The sequence below is a fragment of the Bradyrhizobium sp. 21 genome, from assembly GCF_023073335.1.
GTDB lineage: Bacteria > Pseudomonadota > Alphaproteobacteria > Rhizobiales > Xanthobacteraceae > Bradyrhizobium.
On sequence record NZ_JADPJG010000015.1, the window covers coordinates 364,342 to 381,346 of the forward strand.

The following is a 17,005-nucleotide window of genomic DNA, read 5'->3' on the forward strand; positions in this document are numbered from 1 at the left end:
ACCTTCACGCCTCAATCTCGGCCGCCTCCGCCTTCAGCATCTTTTCCAGCGTTTCCAGCCGGTCGGCCTCGCGCGGCGGCTTGTCCCAGCGCAGCCGGCTGATGCGGGGGAAGCGCATCGCGACGCCCGATTTGTGCCGTGGCGAGCGCTGCAGGCCCTCGAAGGCAACCTCCAGTACCAGCCCCTTGTCGCCCTCGTGCACGACGTGGCGGACGGGGCCAAATTTTTCCGTGGTGTTGCGACGCACGAAGCGGTCGATCTGGAGCAGCTCCTCGTCAGTGAAGCCGAAATAGGCTTTTCCGACCGGCACCAACTCGTCGCCGCCCGCGCCTGCGGTCCAGACGCCAAACGTATAGTCGGAATAAAAGGACGAGCGCTTGCCGTGGCCGCGCTGCGCATACATCAGCACGGCATCGATGATGTGCGGATCGCGCTTCCACTTCCACCACTGTCCTTTCGGCCGCCCCGGCAGGTAGGGCGCATCGCGCCGCTTCAGCATCACGCCCTCGACGGCGTCCGCGTCGTCGCCCGCACCGGCGCTCGCGGGATCGGCGCGTGCGGCGGTCAGTGCCTCCCAGCTTGCGAAGGGGACGGTGGGCGAGAGATCAATGCGGGGATCGTCGAGCTGCTTGATGAACGTCTCCAGCCGCTCGCGACGCTCTGCGAACGGCAATTCGCGCAGATCGTTCGCGTCGTCGCCGAGCAGATCATAGGCGCGAAGGTGGATAGGAAATTCCTTGATCAGCTTCGGAGACACGACCTTGCGGTTGAGCCGCTGTTGCAGAACGTTAAAGCTCTGTACCCGTCCCTCGCGCAGGATCAGAAGCTCGCCGTCGATTGCGCCCGGCAGACGCAGCGACGGAACGAGGTCCGGAAAGCTGCCCGTGATGTCCTCGCCGGTGCGCGAATAGAGTCGCGCCGTGATGTGGCCGTGCTCGTCACGGCCGGCGACGGCCTGCACGCGGATGCCGTCCCATTTCCATTCGGCGATGTAATCGGCGGGATCGAGTGGTGCGAAATCGGTGTCCTCGATCGCATGCGCCAGCATGACGGGGCGGAACGGCGCGGGATCGCGGTTGACCGGCTTGTCGCCGCGGCCCTCCAGCCAGGCGAACAGCTCGAGATAGGGTGGCGCGAGACCGGGCCACATCAGCTCGACATCATGCGGGTCCTTGTCGCCGAGCGCCGCGGCCGCGGTCTTTGCCAGGCGCGCGGAGATGCCGATGCGCAGAGCACCGGTAACGAGCTTCAGCAGCGCCCAGCGGCCGGTTTCATCGAGTTCGTCGAGCCAGCGTTCGAGTTGCTTCGGCAGCTCGGTCTTGCCGAGCGTGCGCAGGGTGGTGACGACTTCAGTCAGGGTCGGCGGTGGTGGATTGTTGTGGGCGGCCATCGCCGCTTTCGGCCACATCAGCGCCACCGTCTCCGAGAGGTCGCCGACATAGTCATAGGAGAGCCCGAACAGCACCGGATCAGTGCGTGAGGCGATCAGGTCGCGGATTAGTGCGGGCTTGGCGTGCTTGAAGCTGAGCGCACCGGTGAGCGCGGCCAGCGCATAGCCGCGGTCGGGATCGCCGACCTCGCGGAAATAACCGGTGATCAGCCGCAGCTTGTTGTTGCGGCCGGGCTCGTAGGCGAGGCGGTCCAGCAGTTCGGCGAAGCGGTTCATGCCTCGGCCTCGTCGGCGAGCGGCGCCTCGGTCTCCTCCTCGTCGCCATAGCCGACGAGATCGAGCGGCTGCGCCCGCAAACCTTTGCTTTGGCACCAATGCACCAGCGCGTCTTCCTGGCCGTGGGTGACCCAGATCTCGCCGGCGCCGGTCGCGGTGATCGTGGCGGTGAGACCGTCCCAATCGGCGTGATCCGAAATCACCAGCGGCAGCTCGATGCCGCGTTGGCGCGCGCGGGCGCGCACCCGCATCCACCCCGAGGCGAAGGCGGTGACGGGATCGGGAAAGCGGCGCGTCCAGAGATCGGAGGTCGCCGAGGGCGGCGCCAGCGTGATGGTGCCGGCGAGAGCCGCCTTCTTCACGCCCTTCACCGGCCGCAGTTCGCCGAGCTCGATCCCGCGGCTTTGATAATAGTGCGTGATCTTCTCCATCGCGCCATGCAGGTAGATCGGCGCGTCGTAACCCGCCTGCCGCAGCAGCGCGATCACACGCTGTGCCTTGCCGAGCGAATAGGCGCCGACGAGATGCGCCCGCTCGGGAAACAGCGCCACCGACGCCAGCAGCTTCTTGACCTCGTCCGCGGCATCGCCGTGGCGAAACACCGGTAGCCCGAACGTCGCCTCGGTGATGAAGACGTCGCAGGGCACGAGTTCGAATGGCGTGCAGGTCGGGTCGGGCGCGTCCTTGTAGTCGCCGGAGGCGACGATACAGATATCCTTGCAGGTGACCGCGACCTGCGCAGAGCCCAGCACATGGCCGGCGGGGTGAAACGTCACGCTGGTCTCGCCGAGCCGGATCTCCTCGCCATAGCTGATCGCCTGCGTCGAGCCGGCAAAATTCTCGCCATAGCGCAGCCGCATCATGTCCAGTGTTTCCTGCGTCGCCAGCACCGCGCCGTGGCCGGCGCGGGCGTGGTCGGAATGGCCGTGGGTGATCACGGCACGCTCCACGGGGCGGACAGGGTCGATATGGAAGCCGCCGGGCTTGCAGCACAGGCCGCTCGCGACTGGCATCAGGATGTCTTGCGGACGCATGCTTGATATATAGGGTGCGCCACCGCGTCTTCGAGTCACCCGCCGCTTCCCTTTCTGGTTCCAAAATGCCCCTGCGCCTGTTCCTGACCTCCGGCGATCTCATGGCCGACCGCCGCTTCGAGTTCGCGCGCGACCTCCAGCTCAAGGGCGATCTGCCGGCCGCCGCCGACCTGCTGGAGCAGACGCTCGAGCTTGCGCCGAATTTCACCTCGGCATGGTTCACGCTCGGCGAAATCCGCAGCCAGCTCGGCGAGCGCGACAAGGCCATCGCGGCCTTTCGCAAATCGCGGGAGTCCGATGCGAGCGATCAGCATGGCGCCCATTTGCATCTGATACGCCTCGGCGACGCGCACTTGTCCGAGATGCCCAAGGCCTACGTGCAGGCCCTGTTCGATCAATACGCGCCGCGCTTCGAGCACGTGCTGATCAACGATCTCGACTATCGCGCGCCGTCGCTGATCTTCAAGGCGGTGGTGGCCGCCCGCGTCGCCGCGAAGAAATCCGCCTTGTTCAAGCGCGCCATCGATCTCGGCTGCGGTACGGGGCTGGCGGCCGCTGCCTTCGCAAAACAGGTTGATCATTTCATCGGCATCGACCTGTCGCCCGGCATGATCAAGGAGGCGCGCGCCACCGGCCTCTATGCCGAGCTCGAAGTCGCCGACATGATCGAAGGCCTGCGCGGCAGGGGCGAGGCGAGTACAAACCTCGTCGTCGCTGCCGACGCGTTCGTCTATCTCTCCGATCTCGCGTCGGTGCTCAGCGAAGCCAGGCGCGTGCTCGCCCCCGGCGGCGTGCTCGCCTTCACGCTCGAGACGCATGACGGCAGTGGCATCGTTCTCGGCGAGGGCCTGCGCTATGCCCATGCTGCGGAATATGTGCGTGGAGCCATCGCCAAGGCGGGCCTCAAGCTGCTGACACTGGAGCCCGCCTCGCCACGTATCGAGAACAACGAGCCAGTGAGCGGCCTCGTCGGCGTGGCCGAGAAAACTTGAGTCTAGGCGCTATACGCGAGGCTTTGAGCGTCATTGCGTCGCAAAGCGGCGACTTCCCACTTGCGGCCCGTGCGGCGATGCCAGCACAATGTCCTCGCTAGGGAGAAACAAACAATGACCAGGAATCCATCGCGGCGCGATTTCAGCGCCGGCGCGCTCGCAACCATCGCGGCATCCACCTTGCCCGCGCCCTACGTCTGGGCCGCGGACAAGAAATATGATGCCGGTGCCAGCGACACCGAGATCAAGATCGGACAGACGGTGCCACATTCCGGCCCAGGCTCGCTCTATGGCGTGCTCGGCCGCATCGGCGAAGCCTATTTCCAGATGCTGAACGAGAAGGGCGGCATCAACGGACGCAAGGTCAAGTTCCTCACGATGGACGACGCCTACAGCGCGCCGAAATGCGTCGAGGCGACGCGACGTCTCGTCGAGCAGGAAGAGGTGCTCGCGCTCTACGGCTCGCTCGGCACCGCGCCGCAGACCGCCGTGCACAAATACCTCAACTCCAAGGGCGTGCCGCAGCTCCTGCTCAACACCGGCGCCTCCAAGTGGAACAATCCGAAAGAGTTCAAATGGACGATGGCGGGCCTGCCGCTCTATCCGACCGAGGCGCGCATTCTGGCGCGGCACGTCCTCAGCGTGAAGCCCAATGCCAAGGTCGGCATTCTCTATCAGAACGACGATTTCGGCCGCGACTTCCTCGGTCCCTTCAAGAAGGTGCTGGCGGATGCGGGCGGCGCCGCGCAGGTGATCATGGAGCAGACCTACGATCTGACCGATCCGACCGTCGACTCCCAGCTCATCAATCTCTCGAAGTCCGGCGCGGACGTCTTTTATAACATCAGCACCGGCAAGGCGTCGTCGCAGTCGATCCGCAAAGTCGCCGAACTCGGCTGGAAGCCGCTCCAGCTGCTGTCGGCCGGCTCGACCGGCAAGTCCATCCTCGGCGCCGCCGGCTTCGAGAACGCCGTCGGGATCGTCGCGATCCGTTATTCCAAGGATGCCGGCCCCGGCCCTTGGGAGAACGATAAAGAGGTGGTTGCGTTCGACACGCTGCGCAAGACCTATTTGCCGAACGTCGATCCTGACAACACCATCGCCTACGCCGGTTACGGCCAGGCGGTGACCATGGGCGAGATCCTGCGCCGCTGCGGGGATGAGCTCACGCGCGAAAACGTGCTCAAGCAGGCCGCGAACCTCAACGGTTTCCACTCGCCATTCTTCCTCGACGGCGTCAATTACAACTACACGCCCGAGGACTACACCCCGATGAAGACGTTGTTCATCTCGACCTTCAACGGCAAGGACTGGGTCGTATCCGACAAGCCTGTGACGGAGTAGGGCTCTCCGCTGCTGCTTCTCCCTCGCCCGTGCTTACGGGCAGAGGGTTGGGGTGAGGGGTTCTCTCCGCGAATCCAATGTCGGTTGGATTCGCGGAGGCTCCCCCTTGCCCGGTCGCTCCGCGACCGACCTTTCCCCGCAAGCGGGCGAGGTAAACGGCCCACCCCCTCGACGAACCCGCCGCCACGGCTTACCTGTGATCCCGTGCCGCCCCGCATCCGCAAAATCCCGGCCGAGATGCCAGCACTGCTGCCCGACCCTTTCCAGCAATGGTTCGCGGCGCGCGGCTGGTCGCCGCGCGCGCATCAATTGGCGCTGCTGGAGAAGGCGCGCGAGGATCGTTCCGCGCTGCTGATCGCGCCCACCGGCGCGGGCAAGACGCTGGCGGGATTTTTGCCGACGCTGGTGGAGCTGAGTTCTTCGCCGGCATCTTCGGCGAAGTCCGTCGTCTCCACAGGCCGCACCCTACAGCGCACCGGCGGCCTGCACACCCTCTACATCTCGCCGCTGAAAGCGCTCGCGGTCGACATCGCCCGCAACCTCGAGCGGCCGGTCGCCGAGATGGCGCTGCCGATCAAGATCGAGACCCGCACCGGCGATACGCCGACGTCACGGCGGCAGCGGCAGCGGCGCTATCCGCCTGACATTTTGCTGACGACACCCGAACAGCTCGCGCTGCTGCTCTCTTCCGATGACGCGCCGTTCCTGTTCTCTTCGCTCAAGCGCATCGTGCTCGACGAGCTGCATGCGCTGGTGACGTCCAAGCGCGGCGATCTGCTGTCGCTCGGGCTGGCGCGGCTGTGGCGGCTGGCGCCGCAGATGCGCGCCATCGGACTGTCGGCGACGGTGGCCGAGCCGGAATCGCTGGCGCGCTTCCTGGTGCCGCAGCCGGGCGGCAAGGAAGCTGCCGCCGACATCGTCATCGCCGGCGGCGCGGCGCCGCCGCTGGTCGAGATGATGGACACGCGCGAACGCCTGCCCTGGGCCGGCCACAGTGCGCGCCATGCGCTCCCTGAAATCTACGAGCTGATCAAGGCGAACAAGACCACGCTGGTCTTCGTCAACACCCGCAGTCAGGCCGAGATGCTGTTCCAGAATCTCTGGAGCATGAACGACGACAACCTCGCGATCGCGTTGCATCACGGCTCGCTCGACGTCGCGCAACGCCGCAAGGTCGAGGACGCGATGTCGGCCGGCAAGCTGCGCGGCGTCGTCTGTACCTCTTCGCTCGACCTCGGCGTCGACTGGGGCGACGTCGACCTCGTCGTCAATATCGGTGCGCCCAAGGGCTCCTCGCGCCTGATGCAGCGGATCGGCCGCGCCAATCACCGCCTCGATGAGGCCTCGCGCGCGGTGCTGGTGCCGGCGAACCGGTTCGAGGTGCTGGAATGCCGCGTCGCCATCGATGCGATCGCGGAGAATGCGCAGGACACGCCGCCGCTCCGCACCGGCGCGCTCGATGTGCTGGCCCAGCACGTGCTCGGCTGCGCCTGTGGCGAGCCGTTTTTCTCCGACGAGCTTTACGACGAGGTCCGCACCGCCGCCCCCTACGCCGATCTGGCGCGACAGGATTTCGACGACGTCGTCGATTTCGTCGCCTCCGGCGGCTATGCGCTGAAGACCTATGAGCGCTTCGCCCGCATCAAGCAGGACAAGCAGGGCCGCTGGCGCGTCGCCAACCCGAAGGTGCGGCAGAGCTACCGGATGAATGTCGGCACCATCGTCGAGGACGACATGCTCAAGGTGCGGCTGGTGCGCTCGCGCGGTGGCGGGTCGGGCTCCACTGGCGTGATCGCGCGCGGTGGCCGTTTGCTCGGCGAGATCGAAGAGGCCTTCATCGAGGGCCTCAGCCCCGGCGATACCTTCGTGTTCTCAGGCGAGGTGGTGCGCTACGAAACCCTGGTCGAGGACCAGGTCTATGTCTCGCGCGCCAACGACAAGGACCCGAAAGTGCCGTCCTATATGGGCGGCAAGTTTCCGCTCTCGACCTATCTCGCCGAACGGGTTCGCCGCCTGCTCGATGACGGGCGCGCGTGGGGCGCCTTGCCGGAGCAGGTGCGCGACTGGCTGTCGCTGCAAAAGGACGTCTCGCGCGTGCCGGCGGTGCGCGAGCTGCTGGTCGAGAGTTTTCCCCGCGCCAACAAGCATTACATCGTCTGCTATCCCTTCGAAGGCCGCCTTGCGCACCAGACGCTCGGCATGCTGCTGACGCGCCGGCTGGAGCGTGCCCGCGCCCGGCCGCTCGGTTTCGTCGCCAACGAATATGCGATCGCGGTCTGGGCGCTCGGCGACATGTCCTTCATGATCCGGGACGGCAGGATCGACCTCGACGCGCTGTTCGATCCGGACATGCTCGGCGACGATCTCGAAGCCTGGCTCGCCGAATCCGCGCTGATGAAGCGCACCTTCCGCAGTTGCGCGATCATCTCCGGCCTGATCGCCCGCCGCCACACCGGCGAGGAGAAAAGCCGCCGCCAGGTGCTGTTCTCGACCGATCTCGTCTACGACGTGTTGCGAAAACACCAGGCCGACCACGTGCTGTTGCGCGCTGCCCGCGCCGACGCCGCCACCGGCCTGCTCGATCTGCGTCGTCTCAGCGACATGCTCACCCGTATCCAGGGCCGCATCACCCACCGGGAACTCGACCGCGTCTCTCCGCTCGCCGTTCCCGTGATGCTGGAAATCGGCCGCGAGTCAGTTTATGGCGAAGCGGGCGACGAGCTGTTGGCGGAAGCCGCCGAGGAGCTGGTCAAAGAGGCGATGGGATAAGAGCAGGTTTTGACGTGACGGCAGGCGCGCTGGTTTCAGGAGATGTCGAGGACATGCGCGTTTCGAATGTCAGCATCAGCGGCGTGACGTTCGCCGCTGATCTCTCCGGCGCCCTGTTCTGGGAGGAGCAGCGCCTGCTGGTCGTGTCCGATCTGCATCTGGAAAAGGGTTCCAGCTACGCCATGCGCGGCGTGCTGCTGCCGCCTTACGATACGATTGCGACACTCGGCCGTCTCGCTGCTGTCATCTCCCGCCATAATCCGTCTGTCGTCATCGCACTCGGCGACAGTTTTCATGATCGCACCGCGCATGGACGGCTATCGGCGGAGGACCGCGAGTCCGTCGGCGCACTCCAGACCGGCCGCGACTGGATCTGGATCTCAGGCAATCACGATCCGGCTCTGCCGCGCGATCTCGGCGGCGCCGTCGCCGACGAAGTCGCGATCGGTCCGATCACCTTCCGCCATGAGCCGACCGGTGCGTGCGGCGAGATTGCCGGCCATCTGCATCCCAAGGCGCGCGTCTCCACCCGTGGCCGCTCGATGGAGCGCCGCTGCTTCGCCGCCGACGGGATGCGCGCCGTGATGCCCGCCTTCGGCGCCTATGCCGGCGGTCTCAGCATCCGCGACGTGGCGTTTGCAAAGATCTTTCCGAAGAACGGTTTTGTCGCGCATCTGCTCGGCGACCGCCGCGTCCACGCCATCGCCGCGTCGCGGTGCTCTTAAGCCGCCTTCGCCTGTACATCGTCGCAAAACTCCGCCAGCCGATCCGCCAGCCGCAATGTCGCGGGACTCGCGCCCGGCGCGGCCATCAGCGCCACCTCGGTCCGGTTGATCGGCGCAAAGCCGTCCTTCGCGGTCAGTACGCGGTGGTCGGATTGGATCGACATCTCCGACAAAATGCTCAAGCCCATGCCGGCGGCGACCGCGGCCTGGATGCCGGCGAGGCTCGATGACGTATAGGACATGTGCCAAAGGCGGCCCGCGCTTTCCAGCGCGTGGATGGCGCCGGCGCGGTAGAGGCAGCCGAGTGGAAAACCGATCAGCGGCACGGAGGCGACATCGGCATGGATCGGATGGCTCTTGCTGGTGACCCAGTGCACCTGCTCCGGCCACACTGCGATCGCGCCCTTCTCGCCCGCCCCGCGCTTGAACAGCGCAAGATCGAGCTCGCCGCGTTCGAGATCGCGGGCGAGATGCTTGCTCTGGTCGGCCCGCACGTCGAGCCGCAGGCCCGGATGCGAGCGCGAGAATGCGCCGAGCAGTTTTGCCAGCCGGTACGCCGCAAAATCCTCGGGGATGCCGAGCCGGATCGCGCCTTCGCTGTCGGGCTCGCGCAGCACGTCGCGCGCCTCCTCCGCGAGCGACAGCAGCCGCCGTGCGTAGGACAATAGCCGCTCGCCGGCCTCGGTCGGGCGCACGTCCTTGCCGTCGCGATGCAGCAGCACCTGGCCGACATCCTCCTCCAGCCGCTTGATCTGCTGGCTGACCGTCGATTGCGTGCGGTGGACCCGCTCGCCGGCGCGGGTGAAGCCGCCGGAATCGACCACCGAGACGAAGCTGCGCAGAAGCTCGAGATCGAGCATCGATGACTCCATTCGAAAATCCACTGACAGGCAGTTAATCATTTAATTTCCAAATGGCAAGCTGCGTCCCTAGATCGAGGGCTCAGGAGAATGCCCACATGTCGCTTGCCCCCTCGATGTCGGCTCCCCGCAGCCGTTTCAACACGCTGCCGCTCGTCATCGGCGTGTTCTGCCTGCTCTGGAGCTACGCCTTCGTCGCCGGCAAGATCGGCGTCACCCATTGCCCGCCGCTGATCCTGCTCGCCGCCCGGTTCTCGCTCGCCGGCATTTTGATCATCAGTGCCACGATGGTTCGTGGTGACTGGTCCTTGTCGTGGCGCGATGCCGCGATCTTCGCGGCGCTTGGGATTGCCAACAACGCGCTCTATCTCGGGCTCGGCTACACCGGCCTGCAATCGGTCTCCGCCGGCCTCGGCGGCCTGATCGTGTCGGCCAATCCGGTGTTCACGGCGGCGCTCGCGACGCTGCTGCTTGGCGAAGCCATGACCTGGCGCAAGGCGAGCGGTCTCCTGCTCGGCATCATCGGCGTGACGGCGATCGTCTGGCACCGCCTGGCGGTCGGCACGGATTCATTCCACGGCATCATCTTCACGCTGGCCTCGCTGGCCTCCCTCGTTGCCGGCACCATCCTGTTCAAGCTGCTCGCGCCGAAGGGCAGCCTGTGGATCGGCAACGGCGTCCAGAATCTCGCCGCCGGCATCGTGCTGACGCCCGTCGCGCTCACCTTCGCCGATATCCATGCGATCGATGTCACGCCGGGCCTGATCGGGGCTTTCGCATTCCTGGTGCTCGGCGGCTCGATCCTCGGCTACTGGCTCTGGTTTCATCTCCTGAAAGTGTGTGGCGCCACCGCTGCGAGCGCCTATCATTTCCTGATGCCGCCGCTCGGCATGCTGTTCGCCTATATCGTGCTTGGCGAGCATGTCGAGGCGCGCGACCTGCTCGGAATCATTCCAGTCGCACTCGGCATTTACCTGGTAACGCGTCCCGCAAAGCCGGTCGCGTAAGAGGAGTTCATCATGCCCATTTCCATCACCCTGATTGGCGGCCCGACCGCGCTGATCGAGATCGACGGCTTTCGCTTGCTCACCGATCCAACCTTCGATGCGCCCGGTGCCTACCAATTGCCGCATGTGAAGCTGGAGAAGACGATCGGCCCTGCGCTCGAGGCCGATGCGATCGGCCCGATCGATGCGGTCCTGCTCAGCCACGATCAGCATTCGGACAATCTCGACAATTCCGGCCGCGATTTTCTCAAGCACGCAAATCGCGTGCTGACGACGCAGGCCGGCGCCAAGCGGCTCGGTGGCCATGTCGAAGGCCTCGCGCCCTGGAGCACGGCGCATCTGAAAGATCGCGACGGCAATTCGCTGACGATCACCGCGACCCCGGCGCGCCACGGCCCGGCCGGCATCGAGCCGCTGTCCGGCGACGTCATCGGCTTCGTGGTGTCGTCGAGCCGCAAGGACACAACCTCGGTCTATATCAGCGGCGACACCACCTGGTTCGACGGCGTCGCCGAGGTCGCGCGCCGCTTCAAATGCGGCGTGGTGCTGCCCTTTGCCGGCGCCGCACAGACGCGCGGGCCGTTCCATCTCACCATGGACACCAACGACACCATCGAGACCGCGCGCGCCTTCCCCGATGCGATGATCGTGCCTGTTCATACGGAGGGCTGGGCGCATTTCCGCCAGAACAGCGAGGATCTGCGCAAGACGTTTGATGCGCTCGGCTTCGGGACGCGGCTGCGGTTGCTGGAGCCGGGTGTGCCGACGGTGCTGCAGGCGCCGTAGCCTCAACTGTCGTAGTTTCCCAGCGTCGTGGTTTTCTAGCGTCGTCCTTGCGAAAGCCAGGACCCATTACCCCAGGGAGCAGTTTGACGCTTAGTGGTAACTCCGAATCCTCGTAACCACGACTGCCTGTGGTTATGGGTCCTGGCTTTCGCCAGGACGACGGCGGAGAATTCGTTGGGCGCCTGCGCTCGCAATGACGGAGTCTGCCCCTCAATCCTTCCTGAACACAATCGACGCCATCCATCCCGTCATCAGAGCCATCGCGGCGGTGACGAGGCCGTAGATCAGCCCGTTCTGCCGCGCGGTGGTGGCCACGAATTGCTCGAAGCCGACCTTGACGATCTCGAACGCGGTCTCGGTCTTGCCGATGAATGCGCCGTCGGCAAACAGCTTGATCTCGACCTCATAGGTGCCGATCGGCACCTCCGCCGGCAGGGGAATGCCCGTGCGGAACAGCGTCGGTGTCAGGAACGTCACCGCGCTCGAATCCTCGCGATAGAGCCCGCGCTGGGTGCGCAGGCGGATGAAGGCCGAGCGGAACGCGTCGTTCGGCACCACGTCGGCATAGTCGCCGCTGACGCGCTGGGTCAGCAGCACGTTGTTGAGCCCGATCTGTTGCCGCCGCGCGATCTCGGGCGAGGTGATGACGTCGAACGGGCGGTTGGCGAACAGCGCGAGATAACTCGGCACCTCCAGGAACTGGCGGTAGTCGGTGTTGATCCAGATCCCGAAGGTGCGCTCCCTGCGCCGCGTCACCATGTCGGCGCGCGGGCCTATCACGGTGACCACGAGATCGTAGGTCTTGCGGTCCGCGGGCGTGGTGGCGTCCTTCTCGACCGAGCCGAACAGCACCAGCTCCTCGCCGGAATAGTTCGGCGTCACCGTGACCCGATGGTTGGAGACCGACACGATCAGCCGCTCGGCGCGTGCGGCGGAGCCGAGCAGCAGAACGAGCAGGACTGCGAGCACAGCGCGCATCATCCGCTCACCCCCACTTCGCGGATGGTGAAGAGATCCGCAGGTTCGATCACCAGCTCGACCGCGAAGCGGACGCCGACCGAGAGGATCAAGAGGCCGAGCAGCAGCCGCAACTGCTCGCCGCGGATCTTCTGGCCGGCGCGTGCGCCGAATTGCGCGCCGGTGACGCCGCCGACCATCAGGATCAGCGCCAGCACGGCATCGACCAAATGGTTGGTCACCGCATGCAGCAAGGTCGCAAACAGCATCGTGACCAGCGTCAGGACCATCGAGGTGCCGATCACCGTCGAGGTCGGCACCCGCAGCACATAGATCATGATCGGCACCAGGATGAAGCCGCCGCCGATGCCCATGATGGCGCCGATGAAGCCGATCACGATGCCGACGATCACGACCGGGATCACCGAGAGGTAGATCTTGGAGCGCTTGAACCGCATCTTCAGCGGCAGGCCATGGATCCAGTTATGGGTGCGTCGTGGCGGCACCGCGCCGCGCCGGGTCCGCATCAGCGCGCGCAGGCCTTCCGAAAACATCAGGCTGCCGACGGTGGTGAGCAGCACGACATAGGACAGCGCGATCATCAGATCGAGCTGGCCGAGCGCGCGCAGCTGCGTGAAGGTCCACACGCCGAGCGCCGTCCCGGTGACGCCGCCGCATAACAACACGCTCGCCAGCGCCGGATCGATCGCGCGCCGCCGCCAATAAGTGAGGGCGCCGGAAAACGAGGAGGCGGCGATGTGGCTCGCGACGGAAGCGACCGCCACCGCCGGCGTGATGCCGATGAAGATCAAAAGCGGCGTCATCAGGAAGCCGCCGCCGATCCCGAACATGCCGGAGACGAAGCCGACCGCGGCACCCATCGCCAACACCAGGAAGATATTGACCGGAAGATCGGCGATCGGGAGGTAGAGCTGCATTGAACCACGCAATGGCGAGACGGATCGAGTGCCGCGTCCCTCAATAGCGGAATTCATCGCGGGGAGGGATCAGGAATTTTGCGCGTGGTGAATGATCGCGGAGAGAGTGATCGAGGCGCCGTAGCTCTCCAACGTCGTCCTGGCGAAAGCCAGGACCCATTATCCCGACTGGTTGTTGTCGTGGCAAGCTGTGGCCGCCGCGTCCTTCAACAACGGCTGCTTGTGGTAACGGGTCCTGGCTCTCGCCAGGACGACTTGGAGAGATTTGTCGTCAGGGGAGGCTGAGCGACCGCTCAGTGCACCGCCGACGCCGACTTCTTGGTTGCAACCGCCTTCGGCGCCGGCTTTGCGCTCGCCTGCGGCGCGCTGTCCCAGCCGCCGGCCGGCGTCACGACATTGACGGCGTCGTCAGGCTGCGGCTCGGCACTGAAGGTCTGGATCGCGAGCTTGGCGGCGGCGAGCGATTGCGGGTCGAGGCGCTTGGCGACATCATCGCGCTTGCCGGCCGCGTCCGCGTCGCCCTGGGCGGCCGCGAGGGTGAACCATTTGTAGGACTCCGCAAGGTTCTGCTCCACGCCGATGCCGCGGGCATAGAGGATGCCGAGGTTGAACTGGCTGTCGGCGACGCCGCGATCGGCGGCTTTCCGGAACCACTGTGCCGCGCTCTTGTAGTTGGCGCCACGTCCGCCGCCGTCGGCATCGAGCACCGCGAGATTGTGCATCGCCTTGGCGTTGCCGCGCTCGGCTGCCTGCGTGTAGTAGCGGCGGGCGATGTCGGCGTCCTTCTTCACGCCAAGACCCTTTTCGTAGAGGGTGCCGAGGCGGAAGGTCGCGGGCACCACGCCGGCCTGCGCCGCGCGGTCATACCATTTGGCGGCTTCGTCGTAATTCGCGGCCACGCCCTTGCCCTCGGCAAAGCGCACGCCGATCTCGTAGGCGGCCGTCGCGTCGCCCTTCATCGCGGCGGTGCGCAGGCCGGGGCCGCCGATGCCGTCGGGCAGCTTCTCGCTGGGCGGCACCTGGATCATGCCGAGCCTGGCGCGACCGGTGCCCGACAGGGCGCCGGTGACGTCGCTGGAAGCAGGTGGCGGCGCGGCGGGAGCCGGCGGGATTTCAACCGAAGCCGAGCTGCCGGAGTTTGCGGGCAGGGCGGGCGTGGCATTGTTCTGCGATTGCTTGCCGATCGGCGTCGGCGAGGTCATCGACGGCGTGATCTGCTCGGGCGCGGACGGCTTGGTCTCGACCGGCGGCGGGGCCTGCGGTGCGGGCGCGGGCGAGGAATTCTCCATCGCCTGCGGCGACGGTGGCGGGCTGCCGCCATCGAGCAGGTTCATCGCCATCTTGAAGGTGCCGAGCACGATCACGACCACGCTCGCACCGACCAGCAGCGAGCGGATCTTCGAGGTGATGGTCGAGGCGCCTTCCTGACCCTGACTCTGGCCCTTGTCCTTGGCACGGGCGATTGCGGCCTTGGCGCCGCGGGCCGGCTTTTCCGGCGGTTGCGCCGCGGCAGCCTGCGCAGCGCGGCGTGCGGCGGCGATGAAGCTCGACGACGACACCGGCTCCTTCGGCGCGGCGGGGATTTCGCTGATGGCGCTCTCGGAGGCGGCAATGCGCTCCGAGGGCGTGGCGACGCGAGCGCCCGGCCGAGTGCCCGGCTCGAGCGGATGATCCGGCGGCAGTTCGGGCGCGATCGCGGCGCGTGCCGGCGCCGCATGCGGCTCCAGGATTTCGCTGATCGCGCGCGGCGGCAAGGGGGCTGTGCCTTGCGCAGCCATCGGCATCGGCATCGGCGGCGGCGCGGCGGGGGCTGCGGCGTGGAATTCGCGCGGCGCAGCGACGAATGCGGACTGCGCGTGTTGTGCAGCGGCCGGGTTGGGAAGCTCCGGCTTCGGATCGTATTTCGGCTGCTGGTGTTGCTGCTGTGGCTGCGGCCGCGGCTCACGCGCCATCGGCGCGGGCTCCATGGGCGCGGCCATCGGCATCGACATCGGCTGTGCCGCAGGAGCCGGCGGCGTGCTGCGCACCGCGCGCAGATCGCCTTCGATCATCGAGAGACGGTCGACGACATGCCCGAGCGCGCTGTGGACGGCGTCGAGCGAATCCTGGGTGCTGCGGTTGGTCTCGGCATGGCTGAAGCGGATGTCGGAGAGCTCGCGCTTGACGAGATCGACCATTCCGGAATCGGCAGGCGGTGCGGAGTTGCGGCTCTCGGCCAGCGCGGAATAGGTCGCCTGTTGCCGTTCGAGGTGCCGCAGGATGTCGTGCAGCCCGTCCTCGACACGGCTCAAATTGCCGTTGCGCGGATCGGAGGCGGCCTCGATCCGCTCCAGCAGATACGAGACCCGCTGTTCAAGATGCGCAAAGGTCGAAGCCGAGTCGTTGCCGACCTGCATGCGGTCGAAACGGTCGGACAGCGCGCGGATAGCGCTTTCCAGATGCTCGCTGCTCTCGGAAGGCTGAGGGCGCTCGCGCGTTTCCAGAGCGGCGGTGAGCGCTGCGATGCGCTGCTCCAGCACCGCGAAACTGTCGCCATTGCCGGAGGCACGGGTGACCTGGTCGACCTTGGATGACAGCAGCTGCACGTCATCCGACAGCCGTGCCAGCGCTTCGTTGGAGGCGACGTTGGAGACGATGCCGCGCAACGCGGCGATCGCGCCTTCGAGCTGGCGGACCGTCGAGGGATCGTCATTGGCGCGCAGGATCAGATCGAGCTTGGCGCCGAGATTGCGGATCGCCTCGTCATAGCCGGTGAGCTGCTCGGCCGGCGTCAGCGTGCGCAGCACCTGCTTGATGTCGGACAGCGCGTGCTCGATGCCGGACAGGACCTGGCCGTCGGTGCCGTTGGAGCGGGTCTCGTCGATGCGACGGTGCAGCGAGCGGATCTCGTTCTCGATCGATTCGATCGCGCGGCGCGGCATCGCCTCGGTGATGGCGTTGCGGATCTCGGCGAGCTCGGAGCGGAAGCCGTTGATCGCTTGCTCGGTATTATCAGGGCGCTGCAGCGCTTCGATCTGGCTGGTGATCTTGAGCAGATGGCGCTCGAGCGCGGAGAAATCAGGGCCCGCTTGCGGCGGCGGCGGAGCGTAGGCGGGCGCGGAGGGCGCCACCATTGGTGTCATGGGGGGCGCGTAAGGCATTGCCGCAGGCGCGATCGGCGGCGCGGCGCGCGGCGGCATCTGCCTGGGCGTAAAGCCGTCGAGCTCGCTCTGCCGCGCCGTGATCTCGGCGACGGCAACGTCGAACGAAGCAGGGCTCAAGGGCGGTGAGTTGCGATAGACCTGCGCTGCCGCGCGCTCGACAGCATCGGCCTGGCGCTGGCGTGTTTCAACGGGTGTCGGTGCCTGCCGCGGAGCCTGAGGCTGTTGCGGCTGCTGCGGCTTCGAGATTTGCGACAGGCGCGCATCCAGCCGCGAGATTGCGTCGTTGAGCTGGCGCGCAACGCCGTGCTCGCGCGAGACGTCCGGTCGCGAAGCGTCCTGTCGTGAACCGTCCTGGCGCGGCGCGGGCTTCGAAATCCGTTCGATCTGCTGGGTGATCGCGTCGAGCCGCTGATGGATGTCGGCGACTTCGCGGCTCTCCTGGCTCGGTGCTTGACTCGGCATCTGCTGCGCGCGCGGATCATGACGTTGATCGCTACGCTGATCCTGGCGCTGATCGTAAGGTCCGCGATAATTTGGCGGGGCAGTCTCGCCGAGCGTGGAGTTCAGCCAATCGTTGAGTGACATGCCGGCGCGACGCGCAGCAGCTTCGGCCCGCTCCCTGACGGATGGATCGATACCGTCCACACTCCACGATACGCGCGAATTCATGACTCTGTCCGGTTCCGACTCCGGCGCCCCACCCGGCGCCTCCAGTCTCCCCACGCGTGCCGGTTGTAAGACAATCGAATTTGGCGCGGGTCGTCTGCCTCGAAAACCGACTTTT

Annotated in this window: 12 protein-coding genes; 6 read left to right on the forward strand and 6 right to left on the reverse strand. The window is 66.3% G+C overall.

The window, feature by feature from the left end; genetic code table 11:
* Positions 1 to 4 precede the first annotated feature (4 nt).
* Both IVB31_RS17770 and IVB31_RS17775 read right to left on the reverse strand, forming a co-directional pair.
* Positions 5 to 1,666 (reverse strand): ATP-dependent DNA ligase, encoded by a 1,662-nt coding sequence (locus tag IVB31_RS17770; protein ID WP_247324569.1) that lies wholly within the window; start codon positions 1,664 to 1,666, stop codon positions 5 to 7.
* Complete coding sequence (locus IVB31_RS17775; protein WP_247324570.1) at positions 1,663 to 2,700, reverse strand: ligase-associated DNA damage response exonuclease; 1,038 nt, start codon at positions 2,698 to 2,700, stop codon at positions 1,663 to 1,665. Before IVB31_RS17775 ends, IVB31_RS17770 begins: the two co-directional genes overlap by 4 nt.
* 65 nt (positions 2,701 to 2,765) lie before the next feature.
* Between IVB31_RS17775 and IVB31_RS17780 the strand changes: the two genes are divergently transcribed.
* The 4 genes from IVB31_RS17780 (at position 2,766) to pdeM (ending at position 8,530) form a co-directional block, all read left to right on the forward strand.
* Positions 2,766 to 3,692, forward strand: coding sequence for a methyltransferase domain-containing protein (locus tag IVB31_RS17780; RefSeq protein WP_247324572.1), 927 nt, complete (start codon positions 2,766 to 2,768; stop codon positions 3,690 to 3,692).
* A 114-nt stretch (positions 3,693 to 3,806) separates the two neighbouring features.
* Positions 3,807 to 5,036: an ABC transporter substrate-binding protein gene (locus IVB31_RS17785; protein WP_247324574.1), complete on the forward strand. Its 1,230-nt coding sequence runs from the start codon at positions 3,807 to 3,809 to the stop codon at positions 5,034 to 5,036.
* A 204-nt stretch (positions 5,037 to 5,240) separates the two neighbouring features.
* A complete protein-coding gene (locus IVB31_RS17790) occupies positions 5,241 to 7,805 on the forward strand; it encodes a ligase-associated DNA damage response DEXH box helicase (protein ID WP_247324575.1) in 2,565 nt (854 codons plus the stop codon).
* 53 nt (positions 7,806 to 7,858) lie between these two features.
* Positions 7,859 to 8,530 carry a ligase-associated DNA damage response endonuclease PdeM gene (pdeM, locus tag IVB31_RS17795; protein WP_247324576.1) on the forward strand — a complete coding sequence of 224 codons (672 nt, stop codon included), beginning with the start codon at positions 7,859 to 7,861 and terminating at the stop codon, positions 8,528 to 8,530.
* Here the strand turns inward: pdeM and IVB31_RS17800 are convergent.
* Entirely contained in the window at positions 8,527 to 9,390 is an 864-nt protein-coding gene (locus tag IVB31_RS17800) for a LysR family transcriptional regulator (RefSeq protein ID WP_247324819.1), read from the reverse strand. The two genes, pdeM and IVB31_RS17800, sit on opposite strands and share 4 nt — an antisense overlap.
* 98 nt (positions 9,391 to 9,488) lie before the next feature.
* Between IVB31_RS17800 and IVB31_RS17805 the strand changes: the two genes are divergently transcribed.
* Positions 9,489 to 10,397 carry a DMT family transporter gene (locus IVB31_RS17805; protein WP_247324577.1) on the forward strand — a complete coding sequence of 303 codons (909 nt, stop codon included), beginning with the start codon at positions 9,489 to 9,491 and terminating at the stop codon, positions 10,395 to 10,397.
* A 12-nt stretch (positions 10,398 to 10,409) separates the two neighbouring features.
* The gene (locus IVB31_RS17810) at positions 10,410 to 11,183 is read left to right on the forward strand and encodes an MBL fold metallo-hydrolase (RefSeq protein WP_247324578.1); all 774 of its coding nucleotides are present in this window, start codon (positions 10,410 to 10,412) and stop codon (positions 11,181 to 11,183) included.
* A gap of 210 nt (positions 11,184 to 11,393) precedes the next feature.
* Here IVB31_RS17810 and IVB31_RS17815 read toward each other — a convergent pair whose 3' ends face one another.
* The 3 genes from IVB31_RS17815 to IVB31_RS17825 all read right to left on the reverse strand — a co-directional run bounded on the left by IVB31_RS17815 (position 11,394) and on the right by IVB31_RS17825 (position 16,890).
* On the reverse strand, positions 11,394 to 12,164 hold the full coding sequence (locus IVB31_RS17815; protein WP_247324581.1) for a TIGR02186 family protein: 771 nt from the start codon (positions 12,162 to 12,164) through the stop codon (positions 11,394 to 11,396).
* Entirely contained in the window at positions 12,161 to 13,078 is a 918-nt protein-coding gene (locus IVB31_RS17820) for a sulfite exporter TauE/SafE family protein (protein ID WP_247324582.1), read from the reverse strand. The genes IVB31_RS17815 and IVB31_RS17820 overlap by 4 nt, the downstream gene beginning before the upstream one ends.
* 293 nt (positions 13,079 to 13,371) lie before the next feature.
* Positions 13,372 to 16,890, reverse strand: coding sequence for a tetratricopeptide repeat protein (locus IVB31_RS17825; protein WP_247324584.1), 3,519 nt, complete (start codon positions 16,888 to 16,890; stop codon positions 13,372 to 13,374).
* Positions 16,891 to 17,005 lie beyond the last annotated feature (115 nt).